At 71.6% G+C, this 16,103-nt stretch carries 10 protein-coding genes and 1 pseudogene; 2 read left to right on the forward strand and 9 right to left on the reverse strand.

Annotated elements, in window-relative coordinates; genetic code table 11:
* Positions 1-29 precede the first annotated feature (29 nt).
* Genes ACIBHY_RS21465 through ACIBHY_RS21485 form a run of 5 tightly spaced genes read right to left on the reverse strand, consistent with a single transcriptional unit; the run spans position 30 to position 6,090 of the window.
* The gene (locus tag ACIBHY_RS21465) at positions 30-1,166 is read right to left on the reverse strand and encodes an alpha/beta hydrolase family protein (protein WP_397307535.1); all 1,137 of its coding nucleotides are present in this window, start codon (positions 1,164-1,166) and stop codon (positions 30-32) included.
* On the reverse strand, positions 1,166-2,161 hold the full coding sequence (locus tag ACIBHY_RS21470; RefSeq protein WP_397307536.1) for an alpha/beta fold hydrolase: 996 nt from the start codon (positions 2,159-2,161) through the stop codon (positions 1,166-1,168). Before ACIBHY_RS21470 ends, ACIBHY_RS21465 begins: the two co-directional genes overlap by 1 nt.
* On the reverse strand, positions 2,158-3,429 hold the full coding sequence (locus tag ACIBHY_RS21475) for an MFS transporter (RefSeq protein ID WP_397251655.1): 1,272 nt from the start codon (positions 3,427-3,429) through the stop codon (positions 2,158-2,160). The genes ACIBHY_RS21470 and ACIBHY_RS21475 overlap by 4 nt, the downstream gene beginning before the upstream one ends.
* A 31-nt stretch (positions 3,430-3,460) precedes the next feature.
* Complete coding sequence (locus ACIBHY_RS21480) at positions 3,461-5,341, reverse strand: helix-turn-helix domain-containing protein (protein WP_397307537.1); 1,881 nt, start codon at positions 5,339-5,341, stop codon at positions 3,461-3,463.
* Positions 5,341-6,090 (reverse strand): 3-hydroxybutyrate dehydrogenase, encoded by a 750-nt coding sequence (locus tag ACIBHY_RS21485; RefSeq protein ID WP_379610709.1) that lies wholly within the window; start codon positions 6,088-6,090, stop codon positions 5,341-5,343. Before ACIBHY_RS21485 ends, ACIBHY_RS21480 begins: the two co-directional genes overlap by 1 nt.
* Positions 6,091-6,299: 209 nt before the next feature.
* Here ACIBHY_RS21485 and trpD point away from each other — a divergent pair.
* Positions 6,300-7,405: pseudogene (gene trpD / locus ACIBHY_RS21490) on the forward strand (anthranilate phosphoribosyltransferase).
* Here trpD and dnaE read toward each other — a convergent pair.
* Positions 7,371-10,883, reverse strand: a complete 3,513-nt coding sequence (dnaE, locus tag ACIBHY_RS21495; RefSeq protein ID WP_397307538.1) for a DNA polymerase III subunit alpha — start codon at positions 10,881-10,883, stop codon at positions 7,371-7,373. The pseudogene trpD and the gene dnaE overlap by 35 nt on opposite strands.
* Positions 10,884-11,003: 120 nt before the next feature.
* Between dnaE and ACIBHY_RS21500 the strand changes: the two genes are divergently transcribed.
* Positions 11,004-11,951: a LysR family transcriptional regulator gene (locus tag ACIBHY_RS21500; protein WP_397307539.1), complete on the forward strand. Its 948-nt coding sequence runs from the start codon at positions 11,004-11,006 to the stop codon at positions 11,949-11,951.
* Positions 11,952-12,164: 213 nt separating this feature from the next.
* On the opposite strand, the gene ACIBHY_RS21505 is transcribed toward ACIBHY_RS21500, so the two are convergent.
* From ACIBHY_RS21505 to ACIBHY_RS21515, 3 genes are read right to left on the reverse strand one after another with little or no spacing between them, the layout of a single operon-like run.
* Entirely contained in the window at positions 12,165-13,556 is a 1,392-nt protein-coding gene (locus tag ACIBHY_RS21505) for a class II fumarate hydratase (RefSeq protein WP_397251643.1), read from the reverse strand.
* A gap of 26 nt (positions 13,557-13,582) precedes the next feature.
* A complete protein-coding gene (locus ACIBHY_RS21510; RefSeq protein ID WP_397251641.1) occupies positions 13,583-15,031 on the reverse strand; it encodes a serine/threonine-protein kinase in 1,449 nt (482 codons plus the stop codon).
* A complete protein-coding gene (locus ACIBHY_RS21515) occupies positions 14,983-16,092 on the reverse strand; it encodes a serine/threonine-protein kinase (RefSeq protein ID WP_379610702.1) in 1,110 nt (369 codons plus the stop codon). Before ACIBHY_RS21515 ends, ACIBHY_RS21510 begins: the two co-directional genes overlap by 49 nt.
* Positions 16,093-16,103: the final 11 nt, after the last annotated feature.

Raw genomic sequence — 16,103 nt, forward strand, 5'->3', positions numbered from 1 at the left:
CAAGGGCCGATACCTCAAGGGCCGATACCTCAAGGGCCGACCCAGTCCTCCAGCTCCTCGAAGGCCTTCCTGAACTCGGGCAGGATGGGCCTGAGCCGGTCCGGGTAGGCGTCGACCAGGGCGTCCAGGTGGTTGCCGCCCTCGACGCGGTGGTAGCGGAAGGGGCGGCGCGGGCCGACCATCTCGGCGTAGACGTCGGAGGAGCGCGCGATGGGCAGCAGGGCGTCGAGCGTGCCGTGGACGGTGATGAGCGGCTTGGTGATCCGGCCGGTCAGCGCGATCTTCGCCACGGCCGCGTACGGCCGGCGCTCGGCATACACGTAGTCGGCCGGTGCGCCGGTGTAGGCCGGGTCCAGTTCCTTCTGGTAGAGCTGCTGGGTGAGCTCCCAGTAGTACTGGCGGTGGAAGGGCCACAGAAACTCCGACTCCGGCGGGAAGCCGGCCCGCAGGGGGCCGTGCTTGAGCGCCGTGGGCAGGAAGTCCAGCAGGTTGTCGCCCTTCAGCCGCCAGAGCGTGCCCTCCCAGTCGACGCCGCCGTCGTAGAGGTGGCCGCGGTTCTCCAGCTGCCACCTGACCAGGTAGCCGCCGTTGGAGATGCCGGCCATGAGGGTGCGGGCGGGCGGCCTGCCGTACCGCTGCCTGACGACGGATTTGGCGGCCAGCGTGAGCTGGGTGACGCGGTGGTTCCATTCGGCGATGGCGTCGCCGGGGCGGCGGCCGTCGGTGTGGAAGTCGAGGCCGACGTTGCCCTTGTCCGTGGCGGCGAAGGCGTAGCCCTTGGCGAGGACCCAGTCGGAGATGGTGAAGTCGTTGGCGTACTGCTCCCGGTTGCCGGGGGTGCCGGAGACGACCAGGCCGCCGTTCCAGTTCTTGGGCAGGCGGATGACGAACTGGGAGTCGTGGTTCCAGCCCCGGGTCTTGTTGCCGGTGGAGGTGTCGGGGAAGTAGCCGTCGATCTGGGTGCCGGGGACGCCGGTGGGGTTGGTGGTGGCCGCCGAGTGGAGACCGGCCCAGTCGGCGGGGTCGGTGTGGCCGGTGGTGGCCGTGCCGGCGGTGGTGAGGTCGGCGAGGGTGGCGGTGACCGTGCGCTCGGCGCCGGGGACGGTGAGCTGCGGGGTGGCGACGACCATGCTGCCGAGCAGGGTGAGGGTGGCCAAGGCGTGCATCAGGACCGTCCGAGGTGGTCGAGGAGCAGGCGGCGGAACTCCTGCGGGTGCTCCAGGTGGGGGCTGTGGCCGCAATCGGGCAGGACCGCTTCCTCGTAGGGGCCGTACCGCTCCAGGACGGCTCTGGTCTGGGCGATCATCGGCTGGGCCGGGGTGCCGGGGGAGTCGGGCACCACGCCGATCGCGCCGAGGTGCGCCAGGTCGAACGGCGAGGCGTCGGCGACGATCAGGTCGTCGGCGCCCCTGATCCACAGGATCGGCGGCTTCTCCGGGAGCTCGTGGAGATCGTCGAGGCGGAAGTGCGTGGGTGCCAGGGCGTTCAGGACCCCGCTCTTGCCCGGGGCCACGCCGGGCCAGCGGTCGGAGGTGACGGCGTCGCCCGGGTAGTTGTGCTCGCCGATCCTGGTGGTGAGCATCGAGGCCACGTAGAAGTCCTCGTCGGGGACCGGGGCGGCGACGTAGGAGCTGCGGAAGACGGACCGGGGTGAGGTGGGGGACTCGTCCGTGGTGTCGCCGGCCTGGAGGCGGGCCACGAAGTCGGGGTTGGCCGCTCCGGCGCCCGCTCCGGTGCCGTCCTCGTGGGTGAGCCCGCCGTCGGGGCCCTCGGTGCCGCTGTAGCCGTAGGGGGAGACGGGGTTGACCAGGGTGATGCTCCTGACCAGGTCGGGGCGGTCGCGCAGGAGCTGCAGGACGACGCCGCCACCCATGCTCCAGCCCACCAGGTGGGCCTTGGGCAGGGTGAGCGTCTCGATCAGCTCGGTCAGGTCGTCGGAGAAGTCGCGCAGGCCGCGGGTGGCGTCGACGGGGGCCGGGTCGGTCTCGCCGAAGCCGCGCAGGTCGGGCGCCAGCGGCAGGTACGGCTCCGGCAGGGCCTTCAGGGTGTCGCGCCAGAAGGCGCCGGAGGAGATGTTTCCGTGGACGAACAGCACGGGCTCAGCCCCGTCGTCCCGAAATTTCAGGACGTGCTGGGTGAGGCGGGGGGTGGTGACTCTCACGCGTGGATCCTCTCAGCCAGGTCGCGGCCCTGGGTCTCCCTGGCCTTGTACACGGCGAACAGGGTCAGGAGGGCGGCGATGCCCAGGTAGATGGAGATCGGCACCGTGCTGTCGTACTCCCTGAGCAGGGCGACCGCGATCACCGGGGCCAGCGCGCCGGCCACGATGGCCGACAGCTGGGCGCCGATGGACACGCCGGTGTAGCGCGAGCGCGTGGCGAACAGCTCGGCGAAGAAGGCGGCCTGCGGGCCGTACATCATGCCGTGGAACAGCAGGCCGACCGTCACCGCCAGCGTGATCGCCAGGAAGTTGCCGGTCCCGACCAGCGGGAAGAACGCGAAGATCCACACGCCGATGCCGGCGGCGCCGGCGAGGTAGATCGGACGGCGGCCGACGCGGTCCGACAGCGCGCCCCACACCGGAATCGTCAGGAAGTGGATGGCCGAGGCGATGAGCACCGCGTTGAGCACGGTCGAGTTGTCGATCTTCTCGGCCTTGGCGTAGGTGATGACGAAGACCGTCAGCAGGTAGAACGAGATGTTCTCGGCGAGGCGGGCGCCGATCGCGGTCAGCACGTCGCGGCGGTGGTGGCGCAGCACGGTCACGATCGGCGGCGACTCCTCCTTCGGCGCCTGCTGGAAGACGGGCGACTCGGAGATCGACAACCGGATCCACAGGCCGATCAGCACCAGCACGCCCGACAGCAGGAACGGCACCCGCCAGCCCCACGACAGGAACGCCGACTCCGACTGCACCGCGGCCAGCACCGCCAGCACGCCCGTCGCCAGCAGGTTGCCGCCCGGCGCGCCCGCCTGCGGCCACGACGCCCAGAAGCCGCGCCGGGCGGAGTCGCCGTGCTCGGAGACGATCAGCACGGCGCCACCCCATTCGCCGCCGAGGGCGAAGCCCTGCACCAGGCGCAGGACCGTCAGCAGCAGCGGCGCCGCCGCGCCGATCGCGGCGTGCGTGGGCAGGCAGCCGATGAGGAACGTCGCCGCGCCCATCAACAGCAGGCTGACGACCAGCAGCGTCTTGCGGCCCAGCCGGTCGCCGAAGTGGCCGAAGACCAGGCCGCCCAGCGGTCTGGCGACGAACCCGACGGCGTAGGTGAGGAAGGCGAGCAACGTGCCGGTCAGGGGGTCGCTCTCGGGGAAGAAGAGCTTGTTGAACACCAGCGCGGCTGCGGAGCCGTACAGGAAGAAGTCGTACCACTCGATGGTGGTGCCGATCAGGCTCGCGCCGACGATCTTCTTGATGGAAGTGGCCATGCCGGTCACGCTAAAGAGTGACGGGCGTCACTCATATGGGGCCGTTCTCCACACTCTGGGGGGAGGTTGTGTGGCCGAGCCGGTGAAGGCGGAGCGCGAGCTGGAGCTCAAGGGCGCGCTCGGGTTCCTGCCAGCCGTCGCCCAGGAGCTTGGCGATGCGGTCCAGGCGCTGGGTGACGGTGTTGACGTGGATGTGCATGGCCTCAGCCGTACGCGAGGGCGAGCCGCCCGCGGCGAAGTAGGCCGCCAGCGTGTCCACCAGCGCGGTACCCCGGCGGGCGTCGTAGCCGCTCACCGGGCCCAGGACGGAGCCCACGAAGCCGGGCACGTCCTGGCCGTCGCCGATGAGCAGGCCCACGAAGCCCAGCTCGGCCGCGCCCGCCCCGTCGCCCGCCCGGCCCAGCGCGACCAGCGCCTGCGCGCACCGCTGCGCCTCCCGGTAGGCCGCCGTGACCTCCCCGTTCCTCGGTACGGCCGCGCCCGCCGTGGCCGGCCGGCCCAGGGAGGCGGTCAGCTCGGCGGCGATCCGGTGCGCGATTCCGCCGGGATCGTCACCCGGCAGCAGCAGCACGACCTCCTCGCCGCGCGCCGCCGCCAGCCCGTGCCGGACGGCCGCCTGCGAGGAGGCCCAGAACGCCGCGCGCTCGCGCTGTCCCTCGTACCTGGCCACGACCAGCACGTGCGGGGTGTCCAGGTCCAGGCCCAGCCTGCGGGCGCGGTCGGCCAGGCCGGGTGAGCCGGGCCGGGAGATCAGGTCGTCCAGGAGTTCGCCGCGCACCCGGCCCTCGGCCTCCGCGACGCTGCGCCGGAACAGCAGCAGCAGCGCGCACACCTGGGCGCCGCGTTCGAGTATGCGCTCGTCGGCATCGAGAATGTGGCCGCTGCGCAGCACCAGCGTGCACAGCGGCTCGCCGCCGACGTCGACGCTGGCGATGAGCAGTTCGCCGCGCCGTACGGTCCTGCCGAGGGCGCGTGAGGCCTGCGCCGCCTCGAAGACGCCGGGTTCGGGCCCGACCGCGCCGGCGTCCCCCGCCAGGGGACGGCCGAGGTCGTCGAGGACGACCAGCGTCCCGCCCAGCACCTCCGTGATCACCGCGGCCACGTTCTCGATGCCGCCGCCGCGCAGCACCACCGAGGTCATCCGGTCGTGGGCCAGCGCCGCCCGCTCGACCGCCGCCGCGTGCTCGCGCGCGGTCCTGTGCGCCTGGGACAGCTCGTCGAGGGCGTTGCGCGTCTCCTGGAGCAGCCGCGCGTTGTCGATGGCCACCGCCGCGTGCGCGGCCAGCGACGCCAGCAGCGCCTCCTCTTCCTGCAGGAACGGCCGCGCGCTGCGGTTGGCGGCGAACAACACGCCGATCACCCGGCGTCCCAGCCTGAGCGGCACCCCGAGGATGGCGACCAGGCCCTCCTCCTTGACCGCCGAGTCGATGGTCCCGGTGTGGTGGAAGCGCGAGTCGGCGGGATAGTCCGCGGTCGAGTACGGCCGCGCCGTCTGCGCCACGAGCCCGCCGAGCCCGTCGCCCATCCCGAGCCGCAGCGCCTGGAACGCCGCCGAGACGGAGCCGTCGGTGACCCGCATGTAGGTGTCGCCGCGCTCGGGGTCTCCCAGGGTGAGGTAGGCGGTGTCGGTGCCGAGCAACTGCCTGGCCCGGTGGACGATCGCCTCCAGCACGGCGTCGAGGTCGCGCAGCGCGGCCAGGTCCCCGGCGGTGTCGAACAGCGCCGACAGCTCGGCCTCGCGCCTGGCCCGGCGCCGCAGCAGCTGCCTGACCCGCAGCGCCTCCACCTTGGCCAGTTCGAGCCGCTCGATCTCGGCCGGGTCGGCGCCGGCCGCCCGCGCCTCGATGATCGGACCTTCGAACTCGACCGCCGAGGCCTCCCGGGCGAGAAGTTCGAGGAAGCGCCTGACCACTAGCGTGCCGTCCAGCCGCCGTCGACGGTGAGCGTGACCCCGGTGATGAACGACCCGCTCGGCCCGCACAGGTACGCGGCCAGGTCGGCCACCTCCCCGGGCTCGATCAGCCGCTTGATCGCCTCGGGCCCGAGCATGATGTCGGTGAGCACCTGGCTCTCCGGGATGCCGTGCGCCCTGGCCTGGTCGGCGATCTGGCGTTCGACCAGCTCGGTCCTGACGTACCCGGGCGAGACGCAGGCGGAGGTGACGCCGTGGGGCGCGCCTTCGAGCGCGATCACCTTGGACAGGCCTTCCAGCCCGTGCTTGGCCGCCGTGTACGCCGACTTGTACGGCGAGCCCCGCAGCCCGTGCACCGAGGTGATGTTGACGAAGCGGCCCCAGCCCCGTGCGTACATGCCGGGCAGTACGTGCCCGGCGATCAGGAACGGCGCCTCCAGCATGACCTTGAGCATGGTCGCGAACGTCTCCGGAGGGAACTCCTCGATCGGGGCGACATGCTGGAAGCCCGCGTTGTTGACCACGATGTCGACCTCTTCAGGAAATTTCGTGACGAAGGCGGGCGCGGCGAGGTCGGCCACGACGGCCAGCCCGCCCGTCTCGGCCGCGACCTTCTCCGCCGCCTCCCTGTCCCGGTCGACCGCCACGACCGCGGCCCCCAGCGAGGCCAGCTTGAGCGCGCACGCGCGCCCGATCCCCGCACCCGCCCCCGTCACCAGGGCGGTCCGGCCGCTCAGCTCGTTCCCCATGCTCCCGACCATAGGCGCTGGCCGATTCCGGACGCATGGGTGCGGCCGACATACCTGGGTGTTGATCTATGTGGTCCACGCCGAGGTGCTAAGGTTTGGCCCATGAACGCGTTCTCGTACTCCTGGTGGCCCGTCTTCTAGGCGGACCCCCTAGCGTTCATCTCTACGGCCGCCTCGACGAGGCGGCCTTTCGCGTTCTTCCCTCCGCCTTGCCGAGCAGACTCGACACCCGGAGGCGTCACGTGACCACCACCTGGCCCGCACTTCTCACCACGCTGCTCGGCGGCGGGTCGCTGTCGGCGCGCGACAGCGCGTGGGCGATGGAGCAGATCATGTCGGGCGCCGCGACCGACGCACAGATCGCCGGTTTCGCCGTGGCCCTGCGCGCCAAGGGGGAGAGCGTCGAGGAGGTCGCCGGGCTCGCCGACGGGATGCTCGCCTGCTCGGCCGCGATCCGCATCCCCGGCGACCCCGTCGACCTGGTCGGCACCGGCGGCGACCGGGCCAACACCGTCAACGTCTCCACCATGGCCGCGATCGTCGCCGCCGCGGCGGGGGCGAAGGTGGTCAAGCACGGCTCCCGCTCGGCCAGCTCCGCCTCCGGAGCGGCCGACGTGCTGGAGGAACTCGGGATCGCCATCTCCCTGGACCCGGCGGCGGTGGCCGAAGTGGCCGACGAGGTGGGGATCACCTTCCTGTTCGCCCCGATCTTCCATCCCTTCCTGCGCCACGCCTCCAAGGCGCGCGGGCAGCTCGGCGTCCCGACCGTCTTCAACTTCCTCGGCCCGCTCACCAACCCCGCCCTGCCCGCCGCGCAGGCGGTCGGCGTCTTCCACCCGCGCATGGCCGAGGTGATCGCGGGCGTGCTGGCCGAGCGCGGCGGGTCCGCGCTGGTCTTCCGCGGCGACGACGGGCTCGACGAGCTGACCACCACCGGTCCGTCCACCGTCCACGTGGTACGGCGGGGCGCGGTGCACCGGACCGCCTTCGACCCGGCCGACCTCGACATCCCCAGAGCCACCGTGGCCGACCTGCGGGGCGGCGACCCGGCCCGCAACGCCGACGTCGCCAGGCGGGTCCTGGCCGGAGAGCGGGGCCGGTGCGCGACATCGTCCTGCTGAACGCCGCCGCCGCCCTGGTCGCGGCCGATGGGACGCCACCGGCCGGCGACCTGACCGAGGCGCTGGGCAAGGCGATGCGGCGTACCGCCGACGCCGTGGACTCCGCCGCCGCCGCCGACCTGCTCACCCGGTGGGCGGCGGCCACGCAGGCGGCGTACCTCAAGAGAGGGAAAGCGGACCCAGGAGCGCCTTGACGTCGGCGTGGAAGGCGGGGCCGGGGGTGATCGTGTAGGCGGGCAGGCTCATCAGGACGTCCTTGCCCGCCGCACGGCGTACCCGCAGGTGGACGGGGGTCTGACCGGGATGCGTGGTCAGGATCCGCTTGAACTCCCGCACCAGCCGGACCGTCAGCTTCTCCTCCTCCAGCCGGATCACGAGCGGCGGGCCGGGCACCGTCAGGAACGTGACCTCCTCGCCGTAGACGCTCAGCATCTCGTCGCGGACGTTGACCCGGCCGCTGACGGACACCACGTCGTCCTGGGCCAGCGACTCCCCGCACAGCGTGTAGACCTTGGGGAAGATCAGGCATTCGACGGCGGCCTCGTGATCCTCCAGCGTGACGACCGCCCAGGGGTGCCCCTGCTTGGTCACCTTGCGCTGCAGGCCGGAGACGATGCCGCTGACCCGGGTCCTGGCGTCCTGACGGCCCGAGGCCAGCAGGGCGGCGATCGTGGTGTCGCGGTGGGCGCGAAGGAGCTGCTCGGCGCCGTCCAGCGGGTGGCCGGAGACGTACAGGCCGAGCATCTCCCGCTCGTGGGCCAGCAGCGTGGGCTGGTCCCACTCCTCGTCGGGGATCGGGGCCGACAGGGCGTCCTCGGCGAACAGCGAGTCCTGGCCGTGGCCCTGGTTGCGTTTGAGGCCGACGACCGCGTCCACGGCCTGCTCGTGCACGGCGACCAGCGCCCTGCGGCGGTGTCCCAGGCTGTCGAACGCCCCCGCCTTGGCCAGTGACTCGATGACCCGCTTGTTGCAGACTGCGGCGGGCACCTTGCCGAGGAAGTCGTTGAAGCCGGTGAAAGGGCCCTTCTCGGTGCGCGCGGCGACGATGGCCTCCACGACGTTGGCGCCGATGTTGCGCACCGCGCCGAGGCCGAAGCGGATGTCGGCGCCGACCGCGGCGAAGTCCAGCCGGCTGGCGTTGACGTCGGGTGGCAGGACCTTGAGTCCGACGCGGCGGGCGTCGGCCAGGTAGACGGCCATCTTGTCCTTGTCGTCGCCGACCGAGGTGAGCAGCGCGGCCAGGTACTCGCTGGGATGGTTGGCCTTGAGGTAGGCGGTCCAGTAGGAGACCAGGCCGTATCCGGCGGTGTGCGACTTGTTGAAGCCGTAGCCGCTGAACGGGACCAGGACGTCCCAGACGGACTTGATCGCCGGATCGGAGAAGCCGTTGGCGCGCATGCCGGTCGAGAACCGGTCCCATTCGGCGTCCAGCACCTCCTTCTTCTTCTTGCCCATGGCCCTGCGCAGCATGTCGGCGGCGCCCAGCGAGTACCCGGCGAGCTGCTGGGCGATGGCCATGACCTGCTCCTGGAAGACGACCAGGTGGTAGGTGTCGCCCAGGATCGGCTCCAGGGCCGATTCCAGCTCGGGGTGGATCGGCTCGACCGGCTGCTTGCCGGTCTTGCGCAGGGCGTAGCTGGTGTGGGCGTTCATCTCCATCGGGCCGGGCCGGTAGAGCGCGTTCACCGCGGCGATGTCGGTGAACGTGGTCGGCTGCATGAGCCGCAGCAGGACCCGCATGCCGCCGCTGTCCAGCTGGAAGACGCCGAGCGTGTCGCCGCGGGCCAGCAGTTCGTAGGTCCTGGCGTCGTCGAGCGGGACGTCGAGGATGTCGATGTCCACACCCTTGTTCGCCCGTACGCCGGCTGTCGCGTCCTGGATGACGGTGAGGTTGCGCAGCCCGAGGAAGTCCATCTTCAGCAGGCCCATGTCCTCGGCCTGGGTGAAGGGGAAGGCGGTCACGACCGGGCCGTCGGCCTTGGGCTTGGCCAGCGGGAGCACGTCCAGCAGGGGCTCGCTGGACAGGATGACGCCGGCGGCGTGGATGCCGGTGCCGCGTACCAGGCCCTCGACGCCGGTCGCGGTGTCGATCACCTGGCGGACCTCGGCGTCGGCGGCGTACATCTGCCGGAGTTCCGCCGCTTCGCCGTGGCGGGGGTGGTCCTCGTTGTGGATGGCCTGCAGCGGGATCTCCTTGCCGCCCACAGACGCGGGGAAGGCCTTGCTGATCCGGTCGCCGAGCGCGTACGGGTGGCCGAGCACGCGGCAGGCGTCCTTGACGGCGGCCTTGGCCTTGATCGTGTTGAAGGTGACGATCTGGCAGACGCGGTCGTCGCCGTACTTGCGGGTGACGTAGTCGATCATCTCGTCCCGGCGGCGGTCGTCGAAGTCGAGGTCCACGTCCGGCATGGTGATCCGCTCGGGGTTGAGGAACCGCTCGAAGATCAGCTTGTGCTCGATCGGGTCGAGCTCGGTGATGCCGGTGCAGTAGGCGACCATGGAGCCGGTGGCCGAACCTCTGCCGGGCCCCAGGCCGATGCCGTTCTCGCGAGCGTGCCGGCAGATGTCGGCGACGACCAGGAAGTAGCCGGGGAAGCCCATGGTTTCGATGACCGACAGCTCGTAGTCGATGCGGTCCAGGACCTCTTGCGGCGGGTCGCCGGCGTAGCGGCGGCGGGCGCCGCGCAGCGACTCCTCGCGCAGCCAGCTCGACTCGCTCTCGCCCTGTGGCACCGGGAACCTCGGCGTCAGGTCGCGGTGGGCGAAGACCTCGGCGTAGTCGCCGACCCGCTCGGCCACGAGCAGGGTGTTGTCGCAGGCGCCCGGAACCTCGGAGTCCCACTGGGCGCGCATCTCCTCGGCGGGCTTGAGGTAGTAGCCGCTGCCGCCGAACCGGAACCGGTCGGCGTCGGCCAGCCGCTTGCCCGTGCCGATGCACAGCAACGCGTCGTGCGCCTGGGACTGCGACTCGGTGACGTAGTGGGAGTCGTTGGTGGCCAGGGGCGGCAGGCCGAGCGCCGTGCCGATGCGCAGCAGGTCCTCGCGGACGCGGCGCTCGATGGCCAGGCCGTGGTCCATCAGCTCCAGGAAGTAGTCACCGGGTCCGAAGACGTCGCGGTAGCGGGCGGCGGCGGCGAGCGCCTGGTCGTACTGGCCGAGGCGCAGCCGGGTCTGCACCTCTCCCGAGGGGCAGCCGGTCGTGGCGATGACGCCTTCGTGATGCTCGGCCAGCAGTTCATCATCCATGCGCGGATATTTCTGGACGTGTCCCTCCAGCCAGGCCCGCGACTGCAGCCGGAACAGGTTCCGCAGCCCCGCCGCGTCCGCCGCCCACATCGTCATGTGCGTGTACAGCCCGCGCCCCGACACGTCGCCGCCCGCCCCGGTCTCATCGTCGGAACGCCGCAGCGACAGGTCCTCGCTCCAGAACACCGGCCGCCGGTCCCGCCGCGAGGCCGGTGCCACGTACGCCTCGATCCCGATGATCGGCTTGACGCCGGCCCCGCGCGCCGCCTGGTGGAACTCGTAGGCCCCGTGCACGTTGCCGTGATCGCTCATGGCCACGGCCGGCATCCCCAGCCTGACCGCCTCCGCCATGAGCGGCGCCACCTTGGCGGCGCCGTCCAGCATGCTGTACTCCGTGTGCACGTGCAGGTGAGCGAAGGACCTCATGCCACTCCTCTTGGTTGTACGCTCAGCGCGGAACCCGAGCATTCGACCCAAGGCTGACCGGGGTTGTCCAACAATCGACACGCGGAAATGCACAACGTGTGGTTGTGTTAGGAGGTAGCGGTGGAAGGTCCCGAGCTCGACCTCGGCGCGGTGCGCGCGTTCGTGGCGATCGCCGAGGATCGCTTCTTCAGCGACGCCGCCGTCCGCCTCGGCATCAGCCAGCAGGCCGTCTCCAAACGGATCGCGAAGCTGGAGTCGGACCTCGGGCTGACGTTGTTCTACCGCACGCGCGGCGGCGCCGACCTCACCCAGGACGGCGCCGCCTTCCTGACGCACGCCCGCGCCCTCGTGGCCCTGGCCGACCAAGCCGTCGAGCTGGCCAGGCGGCGGCACCGCGCGCTGCGCGTGGACGTGCTGGACACCCGGGTCGCCTCCATCGAACTGGTCCGCTCCTTCCACCGCGCCCGCGGCGCGGCCGACATCGACGTCGTCACCTCCAACGGCCTCAGGAGCGCCCGCGAGAGCCTCGGCAAGGGCCACGTGGACGCCGTCTTCGCCCGCGCAGAGGGAGCGCTGCCCGACACGCTGGAAGTCGTACCGGCCTACCTGGAGCCGCTCTCTCTCCTGGTCGGCAGGACGCATCCGCTGGCCGGGCGCAGGCGGTTCGAGACCGCGGACCTGGCCGGGATGACCGTGTGGATGCCGGGCAACGAGGAGGGCAGCGAGTGGGCCGGCTTCTACGCCGAGATGGCCGCCGCCTTCGGGTTCCGGGTGGACACCTCGGGGCCGGACTTCGGCTGGGAGCACTTCGTGGAGACGGTGGCGCTGGGAGAACGGGTCAGCTTCGCGGGCGAGCGGACCCGCATCCCCCGGCATCCGGGCACGACACAGATCCCGCTGGTCAACCCGTCACCGGCCTATCCGTGCTCGCTGATCGTGCACCGGCGGAACCGGCGCGCGATCCTGCGGGCGTTCGTGGGGCACGTGCGAGAGGGCTTCCGCACCATCGCCCCGGACCGGCACTGGCTGCCCGCCCGGGACCGCGAGGTGTTCCGCCGGCCGGGCTAACGTGGGTGACGGGGGTGGTTCGGGCCGGAGTGGGGTCCCCTCGGGCGGGCCGGAGTGGGTCCCCTCGGGCTGGCCGAGGGGTTTCCCTGTCGGGTGGTCAAGGGGGGCCGTTGCGGTGGGGCGTGTGTCCGACGTGGGAAGCGACCCCCACGATCGGCGCCCGCCCGCGTCGGCGGGTGGGGTGGGGGCGGCTTCGCCGTAACGTATGGGCGGTCAGGAAGCGGGCTTGGTCATGGAGAGCACGTCGAGGAGGGCGTCGAGCTGAGGCTCGGTGAGGGCGCCGCTGGCGACGTGGCCGCGTTCGATGACGACCTGGCGGATGGTCTTGCGTTCGGCCAGTGCCTGCTTGGCGACCTTGGCCGCCTCCTCGTAGCCGATGTAGCGGTTGAGCGGCGTCACGATCGACGGCGACGACTCCGCGTACTCGCGCAGGCGCTCCACGTTCGCCGTGATGCCGGACACCGTGCGGTCGGCGAGCAGGCGTGAGATGGCGGCCAGCAGGCGGATCGACTCCAGGATGTTGCGTGCCATCACCGGGAGTTGGACGTTCAGCTCGAACGTGCCCGAGGCGCCGGCGAACGTGATGGCCGCGTCGTTGCCGATGACCTGGGCGGCGACCATGGCCGTGGCCTCGGGGATGACGGGGTTCACCTTGCCCGGCATGATCGACGAGCCGGGCTGCAGGTCGGGCAGGTTGATCTCGCCGAGCCCCGCGCGGGGGCCCGAGCCCATCCAGCGGAGGTCGTTGGCGATCTTGTTCAGGGAGACGGCCACGACCTTGAGCTGCCCGGACAGCTCGACGATCGAGTCCTGCGCGCTCTGCGCCTCGAAGTGGTCGTCCGCCTCGCGGAAGGCGATGCCGGTGGCCTCGCGCAGCTTCGCGATCGCCTGCTCGGCGAAGCCCGGTGGCGTGTTGATGCCGGTGCCGACCGCGGTGCCGCCCAGGGGGAGTTCGAGCACGTGGGGCAGCGCCGAGCGCACCCGGGCCAGGCCGTGCTCGATCTGCGCCGCGTAGCCGCCGAACTCCTGGCCCAGGGTGACCGGAGTCGCGTCCATGAGGTGCGTACGGCCGGACTTCACATGGTCGGCGAACTCCGCGGCCTTCGCGCGCAACGCCGCCGCCAGGTGCTCAAGGGAAGGCAGCAAGTGGAAGGTGACCTCGGTCGCGGCGGCCACGTGGATCGAGGTCGGGAAGACGTCGTTGGACGACTGCGAGGCGTTGACGTGGTCGTTCGGGTGCACGGGCCGGCCCAGCCGCTCCTCGGCCAGGCTGGCGATCACCTCGTTGGCGTTCATGTTGGACGAGGTGCCGGAGCCGGTCTGGAAGACGTCGATGGGGAAGTGCGCGTCGTACTCGTTGTCGGCCACGTCGGCGGCCGCCTGCGCGATCGCCTCGGCCAGGTCCTTGTCGATCACGCCGAGCTCGCCGTTGACCTCCGCGGCCACGGCCTTGATCAGGCCGAGCGCGGCGATGTGGGCCGGCTCAAGCGGGCGGCCGGAGACCGGGAAGTTCTCCACGGCGCGCTGGGTCTGCGCCCGCCAGCGCGCCCCCGCCGGCACCCGGACCTCGCCCATGGAGTCATGCTCAATCCGAAACTCGCTCATGGCCCCAGTCTGTCTCATGGGTGAGCTCAGCTGACGAGCGCCACGATGAGGATCGCGATGATGACCGCGGTCGCCGCCGCCACGGCCATGAGGATGAGCATGCCGCGCTTGTTGCCGGTCTGCGGCGGCTCCTGCTGGGTGCCGGCGATGGCGAACAGGTCGGTGCCCAGCCCCTTCTCCTCGAAGATCGGCGGCGGCTGCGGTGGTTGCTGCTGCCGCGGGCGCATGTGCGGGGGCGGCGGGTAGACCTGCTGGCCGGGCGGGTAGACGCGCATGGTGTTGACGTCCCCCTCGTCGACCGGCGGCCGGCGCACGGGTGGAGCCGGAGGCTGGGGGCGGGACGTGGGGTGGGGCGCGGTGTTGGCCGAGGCCGGGTAGGCGGGGGCCTGTGGGTTGCGTACGGGCGGGGCGGCGGGAGGCTGGGCCGGAGGACGGGTGGCCGTGGGCATCTGGGGTGGTTTGGGGACCCGTACGGCGATCGTGCGGTCCGGGTCGTAGCCCTCGGCGGGCCTCGGGGGACGCGGCGGCGCCTTCGGCGGTTCGTCCTTGATGATCGGGATCTCACTGGTGGGCGTGTCGGCGACCATCCTGAGCATGGTCTCGGCCTGCGCCGCGCTCAGCCGCTGCTTGTAGTCCTTGTTCAGCAGCCCGGTCAGCGCCGGGCGCAGCGGCCCCGCTTGCGTGGGCAGGTCGGCGCTCTCGCTGAGCAGCGCCGCCAGCGTCTCGGCGATCGACGAGCGCTCGTACGCCGGCCGGCCCTCGACCGCGAAGTACAGGGTCGCGCCGAGCGACCAGATGTCTGATTCCGGCCCGGTGTATTCGCCTCGGGCGCGTTCCGGAGCGGTGTAGCCGGGCGAGCCGATGACCATGCCGGTCTTGGTGAGCTTGCTGTCGCCCTCCTGCTTGGCGATGCCGAAGTCGGTCAGCACCACCCGCCCGCTCGCGGTGACGAGAACGTTGCCGGGCTTGACGTCGCGGTGGGTGATGCCCTGGGCGTGCGCGGCGCGCAGCGCGCCCAGCAGGTCGACGCCGATCTCGGCCACGAGCCGCGGCGGCAGCGGGCCCTCCTCGTCGATGACCTGCTCCAGCGAGCGGGCCTCGACCAGCTCCATGATGATCCACGGGCTGTTGTCCTCGATGATGACGTCGTGGATCGAGGCGACCGACGGGTGGTTGATCCTGGAGGCGGTACGGCCTTCCCTGACCATGCGCTCGCGCAGCTCGGCACGCTGCTCCTCGCTGAGCCCGGGATCCTGGCGAATCTCCTTGACCGCCACGTCCCGGCCGAGGGCGCGATCACGGGCGCGCCACACGGTGCCCATGGTGCCCCGGCCAAGCGGGGCCGTCAGCTCGTAGCGCTCCGCGAGCAGGCGTGTGTGCTGTTCCGGCATGGGTAGAAGATATCGATTCTCGCTTAGGAAGTGCTTTACCCTCGCTTGCGAAGTTCTCGTGGCCAGAAGCGACGAGGAAGGCACAACTTTATCACCGCAGCTTTAAATCGGGCATAAGCCGACAGAGTGGGACGTGGTTCCACGCGCTTGCGGTGCACGCCCTCGCCCTGCCTGCGCTCCATCCTGGGCCCGGGTACGGCCAGCGCGGCCGCCGTGGCCTCCGCCCGATGCAGCCCGCGATGCGCGGGCCTGCGCGCGAAAGACGGGGTGGTGATCACCGGCGTCGGCCGCGCGCCCCTCTTCACCGGCAGCGGCTCCTCGGCCGAACCGCCCGCCGCCACACGGGCCAGCATCAGCGACGCGCGCACCGAGTCGAGCCGGGTCTCCGGGTCGATGCGCAGCAGGGCGTCGAGCACGGGCGCCAGCGGGCCCGCCTTGGCCATCGGGATCGGTTCGCCGCTGGTCAGGGCGGCCAGGGCGGCGGCGGCCGTACGCCGGCCATGGAGACCTCTGCCCTCGGCGGCGGTGTAGAGGGTCGCGCCGAGCGACCACAGGTCGGCGGCGGGGCTGGCCTTGGCGCCCAGCACCCGCTCGGGCGCGATGTAACCCGCGGACCCCAGCACGATGCCCGCCTGGGTGATCGAGACGTCGCCTTCCAGCGCGGCCAGGCCGAAGTCGGTGAGCACCGCGCGGTCCTCGGTCACCAGCACGTTGCTGGGCTTCACGTCGCGGTGCAGGATGCCCTTGGCGTGGACGGCGCGCAGCGCGCCCAGGATCTGGCGGCCGATCTCGGCGGCCTTGCGCGGGTGGAGCGGTCCGTCCTCAAGGATGAGCTGCTCCAGGGACTTGGCCTGGAGCAGCTCCATCACGATCCACGGCCGGTCGTCCTCGGTGACCACGTCGAAGACGGTGATGACCGAGGGGTGGGCGACCATCGCGGTGGCCCGGCCCTCGCGCTCGGTGCGGGCGCACAACTCCGCGCGCAGCTCTTCGTCGAGTACGGCCGGCAGCCGCACCTCCTTGACCGCCACGTGCCGGTCAAGCAACTCGTCATGCGCTCGCCAAACGGTGCCCATGCCACCGCGGCCGACCGGCTCCAACAACCGGTAGCGCGCGGCGAGGAGGTAACCGGCGGGCGCACGCATGGCAGGCAGCT

This window comes from Nonomuraea sp. NPDC050547 (genome assembly GCF_044457345.1).
In the GTDB taxonomy this organism is placed as follows: domain Bacteria; phylum Actinomycetota; class Actinomycetes; order Streptosporangiales; family Streptosporangiaceae; genus Nonomuraea.